The 20371-nt window shown below is 62.8% G+C and carries 20 protein-coding genes and 1 tRNA gene; 14 read left to right on the plus strand and 7 right to left on the minus strand.

All coding sequences use genetic code 11. From position 1 onward, the window contains the following. Positions 1 to 56: 56 nt before the first annotated feature. Entirely contained in the window at positions 57 to 2834 is a 2778-nt protein-coding gene (gene aceE, locus ACIPY2_RS03005; RefSeq protein WP_400265103.1) for a pyruvate dehydrogenase (acetyl-transferring), homodimeric type, read from the minus strand. A gap of 382 nt (positions 2835 to 3216) precedes the next feature. Between aceE and ACIPY2_RS03010 the strand changes: the two genes are divergently transcribed. The 7 genes from ACIPY2_RS03010 (at position 3217) to ACIPY2_RS03040 (ending at position 8182) form a co-directional block, all read left to right on the plus strand. After that, positions 3217 to 3636: a DUF3052 domain-containing protein gene (locus ACIPY2_RS03010; RefSeq protein WP_364157971.1), complete on the plus strand. Its 420-nt coding sequence runs from the start codon at positions 3217 to 3219 to the stop codon at positions 3634 to 3636. Then, positions 3633 to 4145: a peroxiredoxin gene (locus ACIPY2_RS03015; protein ID WP_400264881.1), complete on the plus strand. Its 513-nt coding sequence runs from the start codon at positions 3633 to 3635 to the stop codon at positions 4143 to 4145. The genes ACIPY2_RS03010 and ACIPY2_RS03015 overlap by 4 nt, the downstream gene beginning before the upstream one ends. After that, positions 4142 to 5098 (plus strand): NAD-dependent protein deacetylase, encoded by a 957-nt coding sequence (locus ACIPY2_RS03020; protein ID WP_400264882.1) that lies wholly within the window; start codon positions 4142 to 4144, stop codon positions 5096 to 5098. The genes ACIPY2_RS03015 and ACIPY2_RS03020 overlap by 4 nt, the downstream gene beginning before the upstream one ends. 78 nt (positions 5099 to 5176) lie before the next feature. Beyond that, positions 5177 to 5252: transfer RNA gene (locus tag ACIPY2_RS03025), tRNA-Val, on the plus strand. 126 nt (positions 5253 to 5378) lie between these two features. After that, a complete protein-coding gene (locus ACIPY2_RS03030) occupies positions 5379 to 5669 on the plus strand; it encodes a hypothetical protein (RefSeq protein WP_400264883.1) in 291 nt (96 codons plus the stop codon). A gap of 228 nt (positions 5670 to 5897) precedes the next feature. Beyond that, positions 5898 to 6692: an IclR family transcriptional regulator gene (locus tag ACIPY2_RS03035; protein ID WP_400264884.1), complete on the plus strand. Its 795-nt coding sequence runs from the start codon at positions 5898 to 5900 to the stop codon at positions 6690 to 6692. 131 nt (positions 6693 to 6823) lie between these two features. After that, positions 6824 to 8182 (plus strand): MFS transporter, encoded by a 1359-nt coding sequence (locus tag ACIPY2_RS03040; RefSeq protein WP_400264885.1) that lies wholly within the window; start codon positions 6824 to 6826, stop codon positions 8180 to 8182. Positions 8183 to 8344: 162 nt separating this feature from the next. On the opposite strand, the gene ACIPY2_RS03045 is transcribed toward ACIPY2_RS03040, so the two are convergent. Next, complete coding sequence (locus ACIPY2_RS03045; protein ID WP_400264886.1) at positions 8345 to 9412, minus strand: D-2-hydroxyacid dehydrogenase; 1068 nt, start codon at positions 9410 to 9412, stop codon at positions 8345 to 8347. Between the two features lie 85 nt (positions 9413 to 9497). On the opposite strand from ACIPY2_RS03045, the gene ACIPY2_RS03050 reads away from it, so the two are divergent. From ACIPY2_RS03050 to ACIPY2_RS03060, 3 genes are read left to right on the plus strand one after another with little or no spacing between them, the layout of a single operon-like run. Beyond that, a complete protein-coding gene (locus ACIPY2_RS03050; protein ID WP_400264887.1) occupies positions 9498 to 10427 on the plus strand; it encodes an NAD(P)-dependent oxidoreductase in 930 nt (309 codons plus the stop codon). Between the two features lie 35 nt (positions 10428 to 10462). Continuing rightward, entirely contained in the window at positions 10463 to 11233 is a 771-nt protein-coding gene (locus ACIPY2_RS03055; RefSeq protein ID WP_400264888.1) for an SDR family oxidoreductase, read from the plus strand. After that, on the plus strand, positions 11233 to 12282 hold the full coding sequence (locus tag ACIPY2_RS03060) for an L-idonate 5-dehydrogenase (RefSeq protein ID WP_400264889.1): 1050 nt from the start codon (positions 11233 to 11235) through the stop codon (positions 12280 to 12282). Before ACIPY2_RS03055 ends, ACIPY2_RS03060 begins: the two co-directional genes overlap by 1 nt. On the opposite strand, the gene ACIPY2_RS03065 is transcribed toward ACIPY2_RS03060, so the two are convergent. Further along, on the minus strand, positions 12279 to 13007 hold the full coding sequence (locus ACIPY2_RS03065; RefSeq protein WP_400264890.1) for a FadR/GntR family transcriptional regulator: 729 nt from the start codon (positions 13005 to 13007) through the stop codon (positions 12279 to 12281). The two genes, ACIPY2_RS03060 and ACIPY2_RS03065, sit on opposite strands and share 4 nt — an antisense overlap. A 177-nt stretch (positions 13008 to 13184) precedes the next feature. Here ACIPY2_RS03065 and gndA point away from each other — a divergent pair, with 177 nt between their 5' ends. Continuing rightward, entirely contained in the window at positions 13185 to 14621 is a 1437-nt protein-coding gene (gene gndA / locus ACIPY2_RS03070) for an NADP-dependent phosphogluconate dehydrogenase (RefSeq protein ID WP_400264891.1), read from the plus strand. A gap of 95 nt (positions 14622 to 14716) precedes the next feature. Beyond that, positions 14717 to 15550: an oxidoreductase gene (locus ACIPY2_RS03075; protein WP_400264892.1), complete on the plus strand. Its 834-nt coding sequence runs from the start codon at positions 14717 to 14719 to the stop codon at positions 15548 to 15550. Here ACIPY2_RS03075 and epsC read toward each other — a convergent pair. The 3 genes from epsC to msrA all read right to left on the minus strand — a co-directional run bounded on the left by epsC (position 15547) and on the right by msrA (position 17698). Continuing rightward, positions 15547 to 16131, minus strand: a complete 585-nt coding sequence (gene epsC / locus ACIPY2_RS03080; protein ID WP_400264893.1) for a serine O-acetyltransferase EpsC — start codon at positions 16129 to 16131, stop codon at positions 15547 to 15549. The two genes, ACIPY2_RS03075 and epsC, sit on opposite strands and share 4 nt — an antisense overlap. A 39-nt stretch (positions 16132 to 16170) precedes the next feature. After that, a complete protein-coding gene (gene cysK / locus ACIPY2_RS03085; protein ID WP_400264894.1) occupies positions 16171 to 17106 on the minus strand; it encodes a cysteine synthase A in 936 nt (311 codons plus the stop codon). 67 nt (positions 17107 to 17173) lie between these two features. Beyond that, positions 17174 to 17698, minus strand: a complete 525-nt coding sequence (gene msrA / locus ACIPY2_RS03090) for a peptide-methionine (S)-S-oxide reductase MsrA (protein WP_400264895.1) — start codon at positions 17696 to 17698, stop codon at positions 17174 to 17176. Positions 17699 to 17829: 131 nt separating this feature from the next. On the opposite strand from msrA, the gene ACIPY2_RS03095 reads away from it, so the two are divergent. After that, the gene (locus ACIPY2_RS03095; RefSeq protein ID WP_400264896.1) at positions 17830 to 18741 is read left to right on the plus strand and encodes a Nif3-like dinuclear metal center hexameric protein; all 912 of its coding nucleotides are present in this window, start codon (positions 17830 to 17832) and stop codon (positions 18739 to 18741) included. 75 nt (positions 18742 to 18816) lie between these two features. Next, entirely contained in the window at positions 18817 to 19554 is a 738-nt protein-coding gene (locus ACIPY2_RS03100) for a zinc ribbon domain-containing protein (protein WP_400264897.1), read from the plus strand. 6 nt (positions 19555 to 19560) lie between these two features. On the opposite strand, the gene ACIPY2_RS03105 is transcribed toward ACIPY2_RS03100, so the two are convergent. Continuing rightward, on the minus strand, positions 19561 to 20325 hold the full coding sequence (locus ACIPY2_RS03105; RefSeq protein ID WP_400264898.1) for a YaaA family protein: 765 nt from the start codon (positions 20323 to 20325) through the stop codon (positions 19561 to 19563). Between the last annotated feature and the right edge of the window lie 46 nt (positions 20326 to 20371).

Consider the following 20371-nt stretch of genomic DNA (forward strand, 5'->3'; position numbering starts at 1 on the left):
GGTGAGGACCGCCGTTTGGTCAGGGTCGATCCGGATCCAGGAAACCCTGGTGGAGGCTAGGCGTCTCCGCCTGCGCCGCCCGTGGTGCCCGCGTTTACGTCCAGAAGCCGGTACTTATCGATCGCCTTTTCCAGGGCGCCTTCTTCAACTTCGCCCTTGGAAGCGAGGAGTTGCAGGGTTTTGGCGACGATGGAGTGGGTGTCGTTTTTGAAGTAGCGGCGGGCGGCTTGGCGGGTGTCGGAGAAGCCGAAGCCGTCTGCTCCGAGGGAGGCGAAGTCGTTGGGGATGTATTGGCGGATTTGGTCGGGGATGGCTTTCATGTAGTCGGAGACGGCGATGACGGGTCCGTGGTGGCCGGTGAGTTGTTCGGTGATGAAGGGGGTGGGTGCGGGTTGGCCGGGGTTGAGGAAGGCGTGTTCTTCGGCGGCGAGTCCGTCGCGTCGGAGTTCGTTCCAGGAGGTCACGGACCAGACGGTGGCGGCGACGTTCCAGTCTTCGGCCAGGATGCGGGCGGCTTCGAGTGCCCAGGGCACGGAGACGCCGGAGGCGAGGATCTGGGCGGTGGGCCGGTCGGGGTTGCCGGTGGGGGCGTCGGCGAGTTTGTAGATGCCTTTGAGGAGCCCGTTGGTGTCGAGGTTGTCGGGTTCGGCGGGTTGGGTGATGGGTTCGTTGTAGACGGTGAGGTAGTACATCACGTTCTTATCCGTGCTGTTTTCGCCGTACATGGTTTCGAGGCCGTGGCGGATGATGTGGCCGATTTCGTAGCCGTAGGCGGGGTCGTAGGTGCGTACGGCGGGGTTGGTGGCGGCGAGCAGGGGTGAGTGTCCGTCGGCGTGTTGGAGTCCTTCGCCGGTGAGGGTGGTTCGTCCTGCGGTGGCGCCGATGATGAAGCCGCGGGTCATTTGGTCCGCGGCGGCCCAGAAGGAGTCGCCGGTGCGTTGGAAGCCGAACATGGAGTAGAACACGTAGATCGGGACGAGGGGTTCGCCGTGGGTGGCGTAGGAGGTCCCGGCGGCGGTGAACGCTGCGACGGCGCCGGCTTCGTTGATGCCGGGGTGGATCAGTTGCCCGGCGGGGGATTCTTTGTAGGCCAGGACGAGGTCGCGGTCCACGGAGAGGTAGTTCTGGCCCTTGGGGTTGTAGATTTTGGCGGTCGGGAAGAACGCGTCCATGCCGAAGGTGCGTGATTCGTCCGGGACGACCGGGACGAGGCGGTGGCCGAAGTTCTTGTCCCGCATCAGGTCCTTCAACAAACGGACGAAGGCCATGGTGGTCGCGGCTTGTTGTTTGCCCGATCCGCGTTTGGCGATGTCGTAGGACTTGGCCTCGGGCAGGGTCACGGGGGTGTGGCCGGGGCGGCGTTCGGGCAGGAACCCGCCCAAGGCTTGGCGGCGTTCCATGAGGTACTGGATTTCGGGGGCGTCGGGGCCGGGGTGGTAGTACGGGGGCCGGTAGAGGTCCGCGTCGAGTTGTTCATCGGTGATGGGGATGCGCAGGTGGTCACGGAAGGCTTTGAGGTCTTCCATGGTCAGTTTCTTCATCTGGTGGGTCGCGTTGCGGCCCTCGAAGTGCGGTCCGAGGCCGTAGCCCTTGACGGTTTTGGCGAGGATGACGGTGGGTTTGCCCTTGAATTCCACGGCCGCTTTGTACGCGGCGTAGACCTTGCGGTAGTCGTGGCCGCCGCGTTTGAGGTTCCAGATCTGCTCGTCGGTGAGGTCCGCGACCATGTCCTTGGTTTGCGGGGTGCGGCCGAAGAAGTGTTCCCGGACGAACCCGCCGGATTCGGCCTTGTAGGTCTGGTAGTCCCCGTCGGCGGTTTCGTTCATGAGTTTCACGAGCGCGCCGTCGTGGTCGTTCTCGAGCAGGGTGTCCCATTCCCGGCCCCAGACGACCTTGATCACGTTCCAGCCCGCGCCGCGGAAGAACGCCTCCAACTCCTGCATGATCTTGCCGTTGCCGCGCACCGGGCCGTCCAGGCGCTGGAGGTTGCAGTTGATCACGAAGTTCAGGTTGTCCAGGTTCTCGTTCGCTGCCAGCTGCAGCAGGCCACGGGACTCGGGCTCGTCCATTTCCCCGTCACCGAGGAACGCCCAGACCTGCTGGTCACTGGTGTCCTTGATCCCGCGGTTGTGCAGGTACCGGTTGGACTGGGCCTGGTAGATCGCGTTCATCGGGCCGATACCCATCGACACGGTCGGGAACTCCCAGAACCCCGGCATCAGGCGCGGATGCGGATACGAGGACAGGGCATGGCCTTCCTTGGACTTCTCCTGCCGGAACCCGTCCAGGTCCTCTTCCGTGAGCCGGCCTTCCATGAACGCCCTGGCGTACATCCCAGGGGACGCATGGCCCTGGAAAAACACCTGGTCCCCGCCCGAGGGGTGGTCCTTGCCGCGGAAGAAATGATTGAACCCGACCTCATACAGGGTCGCCGCACCGGCGTAGGTCGAGATATGCCCGCCCACACCAATATCGGCCCGCTGCGCCCGGTGGACCATCACAGCCGCGTTCCACCGCATATACGCCCGGTAACGCCGCTCGAACTCCTCATTACCCGGGAACTCAGCCTCCTGGTCCACCGGAATCGTGTTCACGTAATCAGTCGTAGTCACCATCGGAACGCCCACGCTCCGCGCACCGGCACGCTGAAGCAACGAACGCATAATGAACTGCGCCCGCTCCGTGCCCTGCTCCGCGATCAACGCATCCAAGGACTCAATCCACTCAGCGGTCTCTTCCGGATCACGATCAGGCAACTGGGCAGTCAACCCACTAAGGATGTGTGAGGTCTCTTCTCCTGCAGCCACGTCCAACCTTCCTTTAGGCGCATCCATCGGCGCCTCAGGTCCGGCAGGGTAACTGCCCGTCATGAACGCGTCGTGTGCGACATCTCGGTACCAATAGCCCGGTCGGATGCGCCGGGCAGGTCTTGTGAGCGCATGGCTGCCCAGTAGAATTCCTCGGGGCGATCGCCCTGCAGCCAAAGCACTCAATGGCCACTCTAGCTTTCACTGCGCCGCGATGCGTAGCCGCGGGCCATGGAGGGCGTTCTATGTCACATCCTGCCCGCGTCCGTGACGGAAGCCATGCGATTGTCACAGCTTCGAAACACCCCGGGTGGTGCGGAAACTGGCCTGTCGCAGGGAGAATGGCTTGAAGCACACGCCTAAAGGGTGTTGGCTGTTAGTAATGGAAGTCACTTCAAAAGGAGGAAACGTGAGCGAGGCCGACGCCGCCACATCGGTAAATGTGGCGGAAAGATTGGGTTTCAAAGACGGGGATCTGATTCAGGAACGCGGCTACGACGACGACGTCGACTTCGACTTGCGTGACGACATCGAGGATGTCACGGGATCGGAATTGTTGGACGAAGACGATCATGACGTCGTGGACGCGGTCATCTTCTGGTGGCGCGACGGCGACGGCGACCTGGTGGACGCCCTGATGGATTCGCTCACCACCTTGAAGGAAGGCGGCGTGGTCTGGGTCCTGACGCCCAAGTCCGGCCGCGATAACTACGTTTCCCCAGCCGACATCCAGGACGCGGCACCAACATCGGGCCTGCACCTCACCACTTCGGCAGGCGTATCCAAGGACTGGAGTGCCACGCGCTTGGTAGCGAAGAAGAACAAGTGACTGAAGTCCGGGAATCGCTTGCTGTTGCAGCGCCGGCGCCGGGACAGCCGGCACCCGATTTTGAATTGCCCAACCAGTACGGCGAGCCTGTAAGGCTTTCGGACTTCCGGGGCCGCAACGTGGTGGTTGTCTTTTACCCTTTCGCCTTCTCCGGTATCTGCACGGGGGAGCTCTGCGAACTTCGGGACAACATCGGTGACTTCGAAGACTCCAATGCCACGGTTCTGGCCATTTCAGTGGACAGCAAATTCTCCCTGCGGGCCTATGCCGCTAGGGAAGGCTACGAATTCGACCTTCTCGCCGACTTTTGGCCCCACGGTGGGGTCGCCAGGCAATACGGGGTTTTCGATGATCAAAGCGGGATGGCACTGCGGGGAACGTTCATTATTGATGCCGGGGGCGTCGTCCGATACGTAGTGGTTAATCCGCGTGGACAGGCCCGGGACCTTTCGGAATACCGTGCAGCGCTTAGGTCCATCGCGGGAAAATCGGGTGGAGAACAGGGGTGACCAGCCGAAGGCCGGGCATCGGCATGACGGGATTCGCCAGCATGGAGCCTGTATCCGCGGGAGATCCGGGGCCCACGGAACTTGCGGCCTTGGAGCAGGCGCGGGTCATCCTCGCGTCGAAGAAGCTGGCTGTACTTACCGGTGCCGGACTCAGTACCGATTCAGGCATTCCCGACTACAGGGGCCCGGGCTCCGCCCCTCGGAAGCCCATGACGTACCAGGAGTTCATTGCCAGTGCCGACAACCGTCGTCGTTATTGGGCGCGCAACCACATCGGCTGGTCGCACCTCCGGCACGCGGACCCGAATGCCGGTCACGTTGCCGTAGCACGCATGGAACGGCGAGGGCTCCTGAGCGGATTGATCACCCAGAATGTCGACAGGCTCCATGAAGACGCGGGCAGTACCAATGTGGTGGATCTGCATGGGCGTTTCGATCAGGTCATCTGCCTCGCGAACGGCCATACCTTTTCCAGGCAGCTCCTGGCGGCAATTCTTGAAGAGCTGAATCCGGGTTTCGTCGAGGCCGCCCTCGAAGCGGGGGTGGTCGAGATGGCCCCTGATGCGGACGCCACTGTGGAGGATCCCGAATTAATCAGGTCCTTCGTGGTGGCCGTTTGCCCGGCCTGTGGAGGAACCCTGAAACCCGATTTCGTATATTTTGGCGAGAACGTCCCCAAGGACCGCGTGGAGCGGGCATATTCCATGGTGGACCAGGCAGACGCCCTGCTCGTCGCGGGTTCCTCACTGACGGTGATGAGCGGGCTCAGGTTCGTCCGGCACGCAGCCAAGACCGGCAAGCCGGTGGTCATCATCAATAAGGGTGCTACCCGCGGAGATGAGTTTGCTGCCTTGAAATTGGACTTGGGAGTAAGCGGGGCTCTGGACTTTTTGGCTCGCGAGTTGCCGGATTTGTCGTTGGAGCCGGCCCCAATTGGCAATTCTCCGGGATGATCATGTAGAGTCATTGTTCGTTGGTTGCGGTGCTGAACAACGGCAAGCGAATTGCCGAAGCACTGAAAACGACTGAATGGGTCTTTAGCTCAGCTGGTAGAGCGCCACGTTTACACCGTGGATGTCATCGGTTCGATCCCGGTAGGACCCACCAACAAGCCCCGTTGTTCCACCCTTCAGGTGAGCAGCGGGGCTTTTTTGTGTCGGATTTTCCACAGCACGCCTCGGACCGGTCGCGGGCAACTGAAAATGTCACTGGCTCCATTTACCGTCACATTCCATGGAACACGTATTCATCCGCACCAGCCCGGAGGGTACCCCGATTGCCGTGGCAAGGGGTCCCAGGGAGTGGCGTATCGCAGTAGAACCCGTCCGCTGGTACGAGAGGGTTTCCTGGTGGGAAAATGCCCGGCGCATGCCCAGGGGAGAGGGGCGCGTGGACATTGAGGTCTGGCAGGTGCAGGTCCGTTTGGGCGGAAACTCCCGGTCCTCGCTGGCTACGTGGCAACTGGTGCGGGATGGCGCAGGGGGAGGGTGGCGCCTCCGGGGCGAGGAGCTTGCGGCAGCATAGTTGCCGGGAAATGGATGAGCTCTCCACCGCGACTATTGGGGGATGCCGCGGTGGAGAGCTCGAAAATGAATATACAGCGAACCTTTGGGTTTGGAAAGCGGGACGTCCGCAGGCCGCCTTGTGTGTCATCCGGCAGGTTCAGCGGTGGGGAGTGACGCCTCGAACAGTGCCACTATGATGGGAACTGTTCAGTAGATTGGACAGCCGGTTATTCGACGAAGGAGAATCATGGCCGATTCCCGTACCGCCCGCCCCGAGGGGCTGGGTGCTTCATCGCCGGCTCCGGCCGTTACCCGCGCGGCGGCGGTCCTTGATGCGCTGGCGGGTTCTCCTTCCGGGAGGCTGACCTTAAGTGACCTGTCGCGGGAGCTGGGTATTCCAAAGTCCTCCACGTCCAACCTGTTGCTGGCCTTGGAAGATGCCAGGTTGATTAACCGCCAGGGGGCCGACTTCGCCCTGGGCAGGAAGCTCGTTGAACTCGGCGCCGCCTACCTAAGCCGCCTGGACGAGGTCCAGGAGTTCTACAAGTACTGCGAGCAGGCGCCAACCTTGTCCGGCGAGACGGTCCGCATCGCCATGTTGGATGGTGACCACGTCATCTACCTGGCCCGTTATGAGGGCCACCCGGCGGTGCGGCTGACGTCGAATATCGGTGACAAGATGCCAGTCTCCCTGTGCGGGGTGGGCAAGGCCTTGATCGCGCAGCTGCATGACCACGATATCGAGGCGATGTTCCCTGACGGCATGGAGCTGCCCGTCATGACGGCCAACTCTTTGAAGACCGCAGAGGAGCTCAAGGCGGAGATCGTCGCCATCCGGAAGCAGGGATTCGCCTTCGAGGATGAGGAGTCCACGGTGGGGGTGGTCTGCCTGGCGGTACCTGTCCCCACTCACGGTGCGCACGGGCCCAGCCTTGGCCTGTCCGTTACGGCCCTCAAGGCGACTTATTCGGAGGAGCAGGGTGCGCTCATGGTCAAGGAACTCAAGGAGCTCGCCCGGTCCCTCGGCAATCCCATGGGCTAAGCCCGGCTTAAATCTGATTACAGTCTTGTCCACCTGTTCAAGTGGTTGTACGCTGTTCAACATAGTGATTTAGGCGACTGATGCCATCACTCTCTCGCCGGGCCAACGGGGGCCCGGCGTGATTTTGAGGAGTGCTAGTGATTACTCGAACCAACGCCAAGCTCTCAGCCGAAGCTGATGACGCCGTCGTAGAACCGGACCAGCTTCGACGAGCCACCCTGGCAAGTTCCGTTGGCTCCGCACTGGAGTACTACGACTTCTATATCTACGGACTGGCCTCTGCCTTGATCTTTGGCCCACTGTTCTTCAAGCCGCTGGGTGAGAGCGGGGCGCTGATCGCTTCGTTCGCCACCTATGGCGTGGGGTTTGCAGCCCGGCCGTTCGGCGGAATCTTTTTCGGATTCATCGGCGACCGTTTTGGGCGGAAGATGGTGCTCCTTCTGACAATCGGCATGATGGGCCTGGCGAGTTTCGCCATCGGACTCCTTCCCACGTTCGAGCAGGCCGGCATGCTGGGTGCCGTACTGCTCGTTGTCCTGCGCATCATTCAAGGCCTGGGCGCCGGCGCCGAGCAGGCAGGGGCCACAACGTTGATTTCGGAGGTCGCCCCGCGTCGTCGTCGTGGGTTCTTCGCCTCACTTCCCTTTGTGGGCATCCAGCTGGGCACGCTCCTCGGTGCGGGTACTTTCGCTGTCCTGCAGCTCTCCAATGACGGCGCTTTCGAGGCGTGGCTGTGGCGGGTTCCGTTCCTTGCAAGCGTGGTCCTGATTGTGGTTGCAGTTTTCATTCGGTTGAGGCTGAAGGAAACCCCCGTATTCCAGGAACTGGAGAAGCACAAGAACGTCGTCAAGAACCCGGTGGGCCAATTGTGGAAGCACTCCAAGAAGAACGTCCTGGTGGGCATTGGTTTGCGCATGGGCGAGAATGGCAACTCCTCCATCTACTCCGCACTGCTGATTTCCTTCCTTGCGATGAAGGATGGCATCTTTCCCGGTGACAAGTTCATCGGACCGGTTGGTTTGCTCATTGCCGCCGGATTCGCAGCCGTCATGGTGGTGACGTTCGGTGCGCTGTCCGACCGGTTCGGCCGCGTCCGCATTTACCGCTACGGCGCACTCTTCCAGGCGGTCTTCGCCATCCCGGCGTTCTACCTCGTGACGCTCGGCAACGTAGCCCTTGTGTGGGCCGTGATGGTTGTGGGCATTGCCCTGGGTGTCCAGTCCATGCTCGGCCCGCAGTGCCCCTTGCTTCCGGAACTGTTCGGTTCCCAGTACCGTTTCACGGGAGTAGCCATGAGCCGCGAAATCTCGGCCGTCCTGGCGGGCGGGCTTGTCCCGCTGCTGGGTGCCATCTTCCTCGCCGCAACCGGCAACTCATGGGTGGTCCTGGCGGTCTATTCCCTGATCCTGGCCCTGATTTCCTTTGTTGCAACGTTCTTCACGCCGGAAACCGCCGGCCGTGACCTCGCTGCCCTCGAAGACGCAAAGTAGCCCGAATCCCCAAAGGCGGCTCCGCGCTGCGGAGCCGCCTTTTCTATGACCTGGTGCAAACGGCAGCATGGCCCACGGAACGTCGGCTCCCGGTCCAAAGGAAAAAGGCGACCGCCCCCGGGTCGGGGGCAGTCGCCGTTTCCTCAAGGAGCCGCCAGGGGCTTAGTAGAAGTGGACCGGATCCACCAGGTGGGGAAGCTCTTCACCGTTGATGAACTTGCGCAGGTTGCTGCAGAACCGTTCGGCAATCAGGCGGTTCTCGGCGGTGCTGAGCGCCGAGGTGTGCGGCGAGACAAGGACCCTGGGGTGGTTCCAGAGCGGGCTGTCCTGGGGGAGCGGCTCGACTGCGAAGACATCCAGGCATGCGTAGGAGACCTGGCCGTTGCCAAGCGCCTCCAGGAGTGCGTCCTCGTCCACTACCGTTCCGCGTCCAACGTTGACGAACACGGCGCCTGGCTTCATGGCCGAGAAGATTTCGGTGCTGAAGAGCTTCTCGGTGTACGGCGTGCCGGGGAGCGTGTTGACCACGGCATCTGCCCCGGCGACGAGGCTGGCCAGGCCGTCATTGTTGGTGACTTCCTCGATTCCCTCGATGGCTTCGACGTTGCGCTTGGTTCCGCTCACCTTCATGCCCAGAGAGCGCGCCAGGCGGGCGGTTTCCATGCCGATCTCACCGAGCCCTGCAATCACCACGGAGGACCCGCTGGCCAGCTTGGTCGGCGTCCTCAGCGTTGGCCAAACTTTCGCAGCCTGGTCCTGAGCAAGTTCCGCACTTCGCTTGAACCCATTGAGAATGCCAAAAACCGAGAATTCGGCAAGGGGAAGGGCGTGGACGCCGGCTGAGGTCGTCACCTGGAACTTGCGGAGGGTTTCGGTGTCGAGCCCGGAAGCCTTGACAGCGCCTCCGGCGCCGGCGGCCATCGCATGGATCCACTGGAGGCGCGGGTTGCTCCGTGCGAGTCGGGCAAGTCCGGCGGGGCTTTCGTTCGGAAAGCCGTAGAAGACCTGGGCTTGGTTCAGCATGGACCAGTAGCGCTCTTCCTGCTCAGGGGTGCGCTCGAAGTCCGGATCTCCGGAGTGGTCCGCGGGGAAGCGTTCCGGCGGCAAGAGTTCCGGATCATAAAGAACTGTCACGGAGGGATCCACGGCGCGGATTTGCTCTACGTACTCGGCTTCGAGCGGCACAGCTATCGCGATGGTAAGTTCATCAGTCGTCATAGTGTTCATCATACTGAATGGAGGCTAGGATATTGAACAGAATTCCATCATGCGGGCATCGTCGACGCGTGACCACGAGGAAGTGAGGAGCCAGTCCATGGCAATAAATGAAAGCGGCCACAAGAAGCGGGCGGGCTTCGTTGGGCTCGGACTCATGGGTGCGCCCATGGCCGCGAACATCGCCGCTGCCGGCTGGGAAGTCAGTGCTTGGAACCGCTCAACCTCGGCCTTCGATCTGGTCCCGGCCGTATCCAGGGTTGCCACAGTCGCCGAACTGCGGGACGAACCGTCGATCATCTTCATGCTCCCGGACCTGCCGTTCATCGAAGCGGCCGCTATTGACCTGCTTGAATCGTGGCGGGCCCAACCGCCTCGGCCAGGAACCGCCGTCGTCATCATGAGCAGTGTCTCCCCGGCCCATGTCAAACAATTCGCCGAAACAGTTCGCGAGGCCAGCGCGGGCAACGCCGTGGTCATCGACGCTCCGGTCAGTGGCGGAACGGTGGGTGCCCGGAACGGAACGCTGGCCATCATGGTAGGGGCGTCACCTGAGGATTTCGAGAGACTGCAGCCCCTCCTGGCAACCATGGGGACCACGGTCCGGCGCATGGGGCCGCTTGGCTCGGGGTCACTCGCCAAAGCATGTAACCAGTTGATCGTGGGAACCACGACGGCGGCACTCGCTGAAGCAGCTGAACTCGCCGAGCGCTCGGGCATGGAAGTGGAGGCCCTCTTCGACGTCCTTTCAGGCGGCCTGGCCGGAAGCCGCGTCCTCGACGTCGTAGGACCACGCCTCGCCCACAAGGACTACACCCCTACAGGGCCTGCAAAGTTCATGCACAAAGACCTGGGCTTTGTAGTGGACAGCGCGAAGTCCGCCGGCAGTGCGGTGCCCATGGCCGCTGCGGCAATCGAACTGTACGCCGAACTTAAACGCCAGGGGCTGGGCGACCACGACCTGGCGGTAGTCAGGCAAACCATAGCCAACCTCGGTCCGGTCACCGCCGGATCGCAGGGCACCAACTGAAACCGGCACCGACAAGAAGGAAAGCAAAACAAACCATGAGTGGACTATTCGACCTGACGGGCCGCACCGCCCTGGTCACGGGTTCGAGCCGCGGGATCGGCAATGCCCTGGCCCGTGGCCTGGCCGACGCCGGTGCAACCGTCGTGCTCAACGGCATCAGCCCCGAACGGCTTGAATCCGCACACCAAGCCATGGCGTCGGAGTATCCGGAAGGCCGTGTGCACAGCCGGGCGTTCGACGTGACCGACGCGGCCTCTGCCGCCGAAGGCGTCAACTGGATCGAGGCAAACGTCGGACCGTTGGACATCCTGGTGAACAACGCCGGAATCCAGCACCGGGTGCCGATGCTGGATCTTGATGTGAAGGACTGGGATCGGGTCATCACCACGGATCTGACCAGCGCATTCCTGGTGGGCCGGGAGGCCGCCCGTCACATGATTCCGAGGGGAGCAGGCAAGATCATCAACATCTGCTCCGTCCAAACTGACCTTGCACGCCCCACCATCGCTCCTTATGTGGCGGCCAAAGGCGGCCTGCGAAACCTCACGCGCGCCATGACCGCTGAATGGGCGGCCTCGGGTCTCCAGATCAACGGCATCGCACCCGGTTACATCCACACGGAAATGACCCAAAACCTCGTGGATGACCAGGAGTTCAACTCCTGGATCCTGGGCAGGACGCCGGCAAACCGCTGGGGAACGGTCGCGGACCTTGCCGGGCCGACCGTGTGGCTTGCCTCCCAGGCGTCCAACTTCGTCAACGGCCAGACGATCTTCGTCGACGGTGGAATGACGGTGGTGGTCTAATGGGCGTCACCCTTCCCGCGTCCGGGCCTGCAGTCGTTGCCCATGGCAAAGGCGACCTCCGGATTGAAGACATTCCGTTGACCACGCCCGCCGCCGATGAGTCGACCGTGGAAATTGCCTACGGCGGTATCTGCGGATCCGACCTGCACTACTGGCTGCACGGTGCCGCCGGAGAATCCATCCTCAAAGCGCCCATGGTCCTCGGCCACGAAATCGTCGGCGTGGTTGTCCGGCAAGCAGCGGACGGCACTGGTCCGATCGCAGGAACTCCCGTGGCAGTCCACCCGGCAACGCCGGCTCCCGGCGAGGTCCGCTACCCGGAAGACAGGCCCAACCTGTCACCGGGCTGCACGTATCTGGGCAGCGCCGCACGCTATCCGCACACCGATGGCGCTTTCAGCCGCTACGCGAATCTTCCTTCCAGGATGTTGCGCGTCCTGCCCGAAAGCCTCTCCTTGAAGACTGCGGCCCTGGTTGAACCTGCCAGCGTTGCGTGGCACGCCGTCGCCCGCGCCGGCGAGGTGGCAGGCAAGAGCGCCCTGGTGATCGGCAGCGGCCCGATCGGTGCCTTGACTGTCGCCGTCCTGAAGCGGGCCGGCGCTTCCCGGATTACCGCCGTCGACATGCATGACAAGCCGTTGGAAATCGCCCGCGCCGTAGGTGCCGACGCCGTCTTGAAGGGTGACGACGCCGAAGCGATCGCCGCCGTTGACGCCGACGTCGTCATCGAGTCATCCGGCAGCCATTTCGGCCTGGCCTCGGCAATCAAGGGTGCAACCCGGGGCGGGAAAGTTGTCATGGTGGGGCTCCTGCCTTCAGGTCCCCAGCCGGTGTTCATCTCCCTCGCCATCACACGCGAGTTGGAGCTTCTGGGTTCCTTCCGCTTCAACGACGAGATCGACCAAGTGATCGCGGCACTGGCCGACGGATCATTGTTTGTGGATCCCGTGGTGACCCACGAGTTCCCCCTTCGCCAGGGACTGGAAGCCTTTGAAGTGGCAAGGAATTCGGCGGAATCCGGAAAGGTCCTGCTCAACTTCCAGGACTAGCTCCGCGAAACCGGGACAAACACGCGGGGCTGGCCGTCCCAGCTGGGGGCCAGCTCCGCGATGGTCTGCCGCATGATCTGTCCGGAGGCTTCACGCGCCCGCTGGCCGTCGCCGTCGTTAATGGCATGGGCAACGTCGATATGCCATTGCAGGGCCTGCTTTTGCGGGTGTTCGGGCATCAACCCGTGGATGGTCCGGCCTGTCAGTGTTTCCGTGACCTGGCCGATCAGGTTGGCGAACATTTCGTTGCCGGAGCCGGACAACACCAAGGCGTGGAAGCGGATATCCAGGTCAAGGAAACGCGCCATGTCGCCGGCATCGCCGGCGTCCTTCATGGCCAGCGAAATGTCCACCAGTTCCTGGCGCAGGCTGCCCGGGGCGTTGCCGGCGGCGAGTTCCGCAGCAACGGGTTCGACGGCGGAACGCAGTTCGGCGAGCGACCTCAACTGGGCGCCGCGGCCCTCTCCGGCGAGCCGCCACCGGATCACCAGGGGGTCAAAAGGGTTCCAACGATGGGCGGGAAGGACCCGAATGCCGACGCGCTTGATCGTTTCCACGAGGCCGAGGGATTGCAGTACACGGACAGCTTCGCGCACTACGGACCGCGAAACCTTCAACTCGTCTTCCAGGTGCTCGGCCAGCATGACGTGGCCTGTGGGCAGGGCGCCGCCGACGATCCGTGTTCCCAAATGCTCTACGGCGCGGTGGTGGAGGCTGGTTGACATAGACGTAAGCATAATGGCGCAGAACCTAGACTGTTTATGACGCGGCAGTGTTCCACAACATGGGCCTTGCTTCCGGCCCACGGCTTAAATACGTATGGTTTATTACAGACCCTGCTTATCAAAATCGCTTCCTGCATGCCTGCAGGACTGTATGCACACGATCGAATTGGAGTTTTGATGTCAGCACACATCGGTGTCACCGGCCTAGCGGTGATGGGCGCCAACCTGGCCCGCAACCTCGCCCGCAACGGCTTCACCGTGGCACTCCACAACCGCTCCGTGGCAAAGACGGACGCACTTTTGGAGAAGCACGGCTCGGAAGGCGACTTCATTCGCACGGAAACCCTCCAGGAGTTGGTCGACTCCTTGGAGAAGCCGCGCCGCGTGCTGATCATGGTCAAGGCCGGCGCCCCCGTGGACAACGTCATCGAGCAGCTTGAGCCGCTCCTCGAAGCAGGCGACATCATCATCGACGCCGGCAACTCACACTATGAGGACACCCGCCGCCGCGAAGCCGCCCTGGCCAAGAAGGACCTGCACTTCGTAGGCGTCGGTGTCTCCGGCGGCGAAGAGGGCGCGCTGAACGGCCCGTCCATCATGCCCGGTGGTTCGCGTGAGTCCTATGACGCCCTGGGCCCGCTGCTGGAGAAGATCTCCGCAAAGGTAGACGGCGAGCCCTGCTGCGCATGGATCGGCACCGACGGCGCCGGCCACTTCGTCAAGATGGTCCACAACGGCATCGAGTACGCCGACATGCAGGTCATCGGCGAGGCTTTCGACCTCCTTCGCTCCGGTGCGGGCATTGAGCCGGCCGAGCAGTCCAAAATCTTCGCTGAATGGAACAAGGGGGACCTCTCCTCCTTCCTGATCGAAATCTCGGCAGAGGTCCTGGGCCACGTAGACGCCAAGACCGGCAAGCCGTTCGTTGACGTCGTGGTGGACGCGGCAGGCCAGAAGGGCACCGGCCGCTGGACGGTCATTTCCGCCCTTGAACTCGGCTCCCCGGTCTCCGGTATCGCTGAGTCCGTCTTCGCCCGTGCACTGTCCTCCCAGACCGAGCAGCGCAAGCTGGGCCAGGAACTGCTCGCCGGTGAGGAAGCCGCCGTCGAAATTCCCGAGACGTTCGTTGAGGATGTCCGCCAGGCGCTGTACGCCTCCAAGCTGGTTTCCTACGCCCAAGGCCTGGACATGCTGACCTCGGCCGCCAAGGAGTACGGCTGGGACCTCAAGCTGGACGAGATTGCTTCCCTGTGGCGCGCAGGCTGCATCATCCGTGCCGAGCTGCTCAAGGACATCACCAAGGCCTACGCTGCTGACGAGAAGCCCGCCAACCTGCTGTTCGCCCCGGCCTTCACCAAGGCCATCGCCGAGGCCCTTCCGGCCTGGCGCCGCGTCGTAGCCACCGCCGTCCAGCTGGGAATCCCGGTTCCGGTGTTCTCGTCGTCTCTTGCCTACTACGACGGCCTGCGCCGCAAGCGCGTTGCAGCTGCCCTGATCCAGGGCCAGCGCGACCTCTTCGGTGCCCATACCTACGGCCGTGTCGACGCAGAGGGTACCTTCCACACCCTCTGGGGCGAAGACAAGTCCGAGATCTCGGCAGTGGACACCCACTAGCCGCATTATCTCGAAGGCCGGCTTCCTCCTCATATGCTGGGGGAAGCCGGCCTTTGCCGTTCCAACAACGGCTGCCCACGACGAGGAGCACAGCGATGAGCGAACGTATTGCCTTGGTGACGGGAGCCTCCGCGGGCATCGGCTTTGAATCGGCTCTGGCTCTCCGAAGCGCGGGATTCATTGTCTACGCGGGCGCCCGCCGTGTGGACCGGATGGAACCCCTCACGGCCAAGGGAATCCACATCCTGTCCTTGGACGTGACGGACGATCAATCAATGGTGGCTGCAGTAACTGCGGTGGAGACTGCCCGGGGCAGGGTGGATGTGCTGGTCAACAACGCGGGCTACGGATCGTACGGCTCGCTGGAGGAAGTTCCGTTGGCAGAGGGACGGCGCCAGTTCGACGTCAATGTTTTGGGGCTTGCCCGAATGACCCAGTTGGTCATCCCGCGGATGCGCGAGGCCGGCAAGGGCCGCATCATCAACGTCTCATCGATCGGCGGCAAGATCTTCGAGCCATTGGGTGCCTGGTACCACGCAACAAAGTTCGCCGTTGAGGGGATGAGCGATTCGTTGCGCCTTGAACTCAAACCCCACGGTATCGACGTCGTTGTGATCGAACCGTCCGGCACCGACACCGAGTGGGGAACCATTGCGGGAGAGGGCCTGATGATGGCCTCCGGCCACGGTCCCTACAAGGAGCAAGCCCATGTCATGGCCGCAGCGCTGGCGTCCACCTCGGGACAGATCCTCTCCACCCCGCCGCGCGTGGTCGCGAAGGCGATCACGCGGGCAGCAACAGCGAAACGCCCCAGGACCCGCTACCCGGTGGGCAGGGGTGCCTGGAGCGTCTTGGCTTTAAGGCGGGTGCTTCCGGACCGCGCCTTCGACGCGGTCCTCTGGAATTCCTACCAGAGGTTTATCCGCTAGATCCGGTATTCGATGTAGTACTCGGCGGGATCGACAGCCGGTTTTGTCTCGGACTTGGCATCACGATGCCGCCACGTGGCCGGGATGCCGGTGATGATCGATTCCGGGGGAGCATTCTTGACCACCACGGCGTTGGCCCCGATGGCGCTGTCCGCTCCGATGGTGATGGGACCCAGGACCTTGGCGCCGGCTCCGATGGTCACACGGTCCCCGATGGTGGGGTGCCTTTTGACCTTCGCCAGTGAGCGGCCACCAAGGGTGACTCCGTGGTAGATCATCACGTCGTCGCCGATCTCGGATGTCTCGCCGATCACCACACCCATGCCGTGGTCGATGAAGAACCTGCGTCCAATCGTGGCGCCGGGGTGGATCTCGATTCCCGTCATGAATCGGGCCAATTGCGAGATCAGGCGCGCAGGAAAGCGCAAGGCAGGGTTCTGCCACAGCTTGTGGGTCAGCCGGTGTGCCCAGATGGCGTGCAAGCCGGAGTACGCGAAAAAGTTCTCGAAAGAGCCTCGAGCCGCCGGGTCGTGGGACCTGGCGGCGTCGAGGTCTTCCTTAAGCCTTGCGAAGAAACTCACAAAGACCTTTCTACAGGAATGAATATTCGCGGGCGTGGATCAGCCGCGGATATCGTCAAACAGGACCGTGGAGATGTAACGTTCGCCAAAGTCGCAGACCACGGCAACAATCAGCTTGCCTGCGTTCTCGGGGCGCTTGGCGAGCTCCAGGGCGCCCCAGACGATGGCGCCGGAGGAGATGCCGCCTAGGATGCCTTCACGGGCGCCGAGCTCGCGGGCTACGCGGACGGAGTCCTCCAGGGTGGCGTCCAGTACTTCGTCGTAGACATTGGTGTCCAGGATTTCCGGAACAAAGTTGGCGCCCAGGCCCTGGATCTTGTGCGGGCCCGGCGCGCCGCCGTTGAGGATAGGGGAGTCCTTGGGCTCCACTGCCACGATCTGGACGCCCGGCTTGCGCTCCTTGAGGACCTGCCCGACGCCGGTGATGGTTCCGCCCGTGCCGACGCCGGAGACGAAGATGTCCACTTCGCCGTCGGTGTCTGCCCAAACTTCCTCAGCGGTGGTGTCGCGGTGGACCTGCGGATTGGCCTCGTTGGCGAACTGGCGGGCCCAAATAGCGTTCTCCGTGTTGGCAACGATTTCCTGTGCCTTCTCGACCGCGCCCCGCATGCCCTCCGAACCCGGGGTCAGCACGATTTCGGCGCCGTAAGCGCGCAGCATCACGCGGCGTTCGGTCGACATGGTCTCCGGCATCGTCAGGATCACCTTGTAACCGCGGGCGGCGCCCACCAAAGCAAGCGCGATGCCCGTGTTGCCGGAGGTGCCCTCAACGATCGTTCCGCCGGGCTTCAGGGCCCCTGACTTTTCCGCGGCGTCGATGATGGCAACACCAATACGGTCCTTGACGCTGTTGGCAGGGTTGTAGAACTCGAGCTTGACTGCAACGGTGGCGTCAAGTCCTTCAGTAAGGCGGTTCAACCGGACAAGCGGGGTGCGTCCGACCAGCTGGGTGACGTCGTCGTAGATCCTTGCCATGAAAATGTATGCCTATCTCTCAAGAGGGAATGCTGAGGTCAGCCTAACCAGCGGCGCCGACACCCTGCTAAGCAATTAGCCATGCAGAGTAATATTTCCTGGCCTTGGCCAGCTTCGGATTGATAATCACCTGGCAATAACCCTGGTTTGGGAACCGTGCGTAGTAGTTCTGGTGAATTTCCTCTGCTTCATAAAAGTCACCAAGTCGGCTCACCTCCGTAACAATCGGATCTTTCCACAGGGACTGGGCGCGGCCGATGGCTTCCTCGAACAGGATCTTTTCCTCTGTTGTCGTGTAGAACATCGAGGACCGGTACTGGGTGCCGACGTCGTACCCCTGCCGGTTCAAGGTCGTGGGGTCGTGCAGGGCAAAGAACATGTCGAGGATGACTTCCTCCGGCACGACTGCCTCGTCGAAAGTCACGGCAACAACCTCGGCATGGCCCGTGGTGCCGGAACAGACTTCGTAGTAGTCGGGATTGCGGAGATGGCCGCCGGTGTAGCCGGACACCACAGAGCTGACGCCACGGGTCTTCTGGTAAACGGCATCCAGGCACCAGAAGCAGCCGCCGCCAAGTACGAAAGTTTTCATGATCTCTTCAATGGATCGGGAGCACTGATGATTCCCGCAATACCTTACGGGACGGTGACGGCGGCTGACAGTACCGGCGCCGCGCGGGCGTGGACCCTGACCGATCCGCCCGGGTAGGTAAGAATAAGAGTATGGAAGCAGCAGACACAGCCCTTTCCACTGCAGGCTCCGGCGATGACGCCGGAACGCTTGAAGCCCCCGGAGAGCCCACCCTGGCCCAAGTACTCCTGGCCGTGGAGGAGCTCTGGCCCGAGTCGCTCGCTGAAGACTGGGACGAGGTCGGACTCGTGGTGGGGCGGCCGGACGTGCCCGTCACCAAAGTCCTCTTCGCCGTGGATCCCACCCTCGACGTCATCGACGAAGCCATTGAGTGGGGCGCCGAGCTACTGATCACCCACCACCCGTTGCTGCTCAGAGGCGTGAACTCAGTGGCCGCAACCAACGCGAAGGGCCTGGCCGTCCATCGTTTGATTGAGGCGGGGACCGGACTCCTGACGGTTCATACCAACGGCGACTCCGCAGTGGGCGGAGTATCCGATGTCCTGGCTGACGCGTTCGGCCTTGAAAACGTGGCTCCGCTGACACTTGCTGCCAACGGTTTGCCGGAGGAAGGGATCGGCCGGGTCGGCGACCTTCCTGAACTCATGACCTTGGGCGATTTTGCAGCCCGGGTGTTCGGTGTTCTACCCGCTGTGGCGGGTGGCGTGAGGGTGGCCGGCGACAAAGACGGCCTGGTTCGGCGTGTGGCCGTGTGCGGCGGTGCCGGGGACAGTCTTTTCGACGCCGTCCGTTCCAACCACGCCGACGTCTACGTCACCGCGGACATGCGGCACCACCCCGCGTCCGAAGCTCGTGAAGCGGCAGTGAACGACCGGCCCTACCTTATTGACGTCTCCCATTTCGCCAGCGAATGGTTGTGGCTGCCGGTGGCAGCCGAGGCGCTGGGGAACGTCCTGGCAGACCAGGGCTACGACGTTGAACTGCGGGTCAGCAGCACCAACAGCGATCCGTGGGACTTCATCCTTACTCCCGGCGGGGACTAGGATCTGGAGGACAGCGGCCGCACGGCCCAACCGGCACTGACCAACACGGGCCGGCAATAACAAACGGAGGTAAGCGTGGCGAAAGCAGCACCGGCAGAACAACTCAAGTTGCTTGAACTGCAGGGACTCGACGCCAAGCTGAAATCGCTTGCCGGACGCCGGAAGGTGCTTGAAACGGATCCGCGCATCACCGATCTCCAGGATGCGCTGAGCGTTGCCAATGGAGAACTCGGGGCTGCCAAACTCGCAGTCCACGACGCTGAGGCCGAATTGCGTCGTTCGGAGACCGACGTCGAACAGGTAGTGAGCCGCATTGAACGCGACGAGGCACGGCTGAACAGCGGGACGGGCCTGTCCAAGGACCTCGTGGCCCTGCAGAACGACATTGCTTCCCTGAACAAGCGCCGCTCCGACCTGGAAGACGTGGAGCTGGAAATCCTCGAACGCCTGGACACCCTCAGGGAACGGCAGGCTGCCCAGCAGGCCATCGTTGATGACATCCAAGGCTCCTTCGGGAGTATTCGCGCCGAGCTCGATCAGCAGATCGCCGAAATTTCCGCAGAAGAAACAGTGGTCAGGGGTGAACGCGCTGCCTTTGCAGGGGCCCTCGACCAGAGTCTGCTGGCCATCTACGAAAAGACCATTGCGAAGCGCGGGGTGGGCGCTGCCCGCCTCTTCCACGGCAAGTCGGAAGGGTCCGGGATGACCCTCAGCCCCGGTGACCTCGCCGAAGTCAAGGCAGCGGCGGAGGATGACATTGTTTTCTGCCCGGACTCCGGCTGCATCCTGGTCCGCTCCGCCGAATGGAACTAACCGGGGCTAGCCGGCGAGGATGATGTTGAGGGCATGCGGCTTGCGGGCCGTTCCCTCAACAAGCTCCGCCGTCCACACCTCGGCTGCGGCCTTCAACAGCTGCGCAGGGGTGGACGGCGCTTTGCCCCGCCTTGTCAGCAGGTGCCGGGCCAGTTCGCCGCGTGTGTGCTTGGCGAAATGGCTCACGACAGTCCGTTTGCCGTTGGCCTCGTTGAAGACGTTGACGGTCACCGTCTGTGCCGCCGGTGGCGTCCAGGCTGCCGCATAGGTGCTGGAACGGCAGTCCACCACGAGCTCACCTTCCGTTCGCCCGGCCAGGGCCGCGGCAAGCTGCGGCTTCCAGTAAGACGCGAGGCGTCCGACGTCGGGCAGTGCGGTTCCCATGGACAGGCGGTAGGCCGGAACATGGTCGCCGAAGCCGATGGCGCCCCATAGGGCGGAAACCACCAGGATCGAGTCGGTTGCTTTCCGGCGCTGCGTGGGAGTCATGCTGTTATAGCCCAGGGCGTCGTAGAGGACTCCGGAATAGACCTGGTGCGCAGGCGCCGCCGGTTCGGCGTGCAGCCGGGTGTTGCGTTCGACGTCGTCCCGCAGCGAGGCGCCGACGCCCAGCAATGCGAGGGCGTCTTGGTGCGCGCTCACCAGCCCGAGGGCGTCCAGCACTTTGGCGCGGTAAGAGTTCAGCTCCGGGAAGCTCAATGACTCCCAGTCAATGGCGGGGCCCTTTGTTGCGGGGGTCTTGCCTTCGGAAGGCGGCAGGAGAATCAGCACCAGAAGATATTACCGGTGTCAGGCCTGGGGCCCGGCGCCGGTAGAC

The sequence above is a fragment of the Paenarthrobacter sp. NPDC089675 genome (assembly GCF_044749185.1).
Classification (GTDB): Bacteria; Actinomycetota; Actinomycetes; order Actinomycetales; family Micrococcaceae; genus Arthrobacter.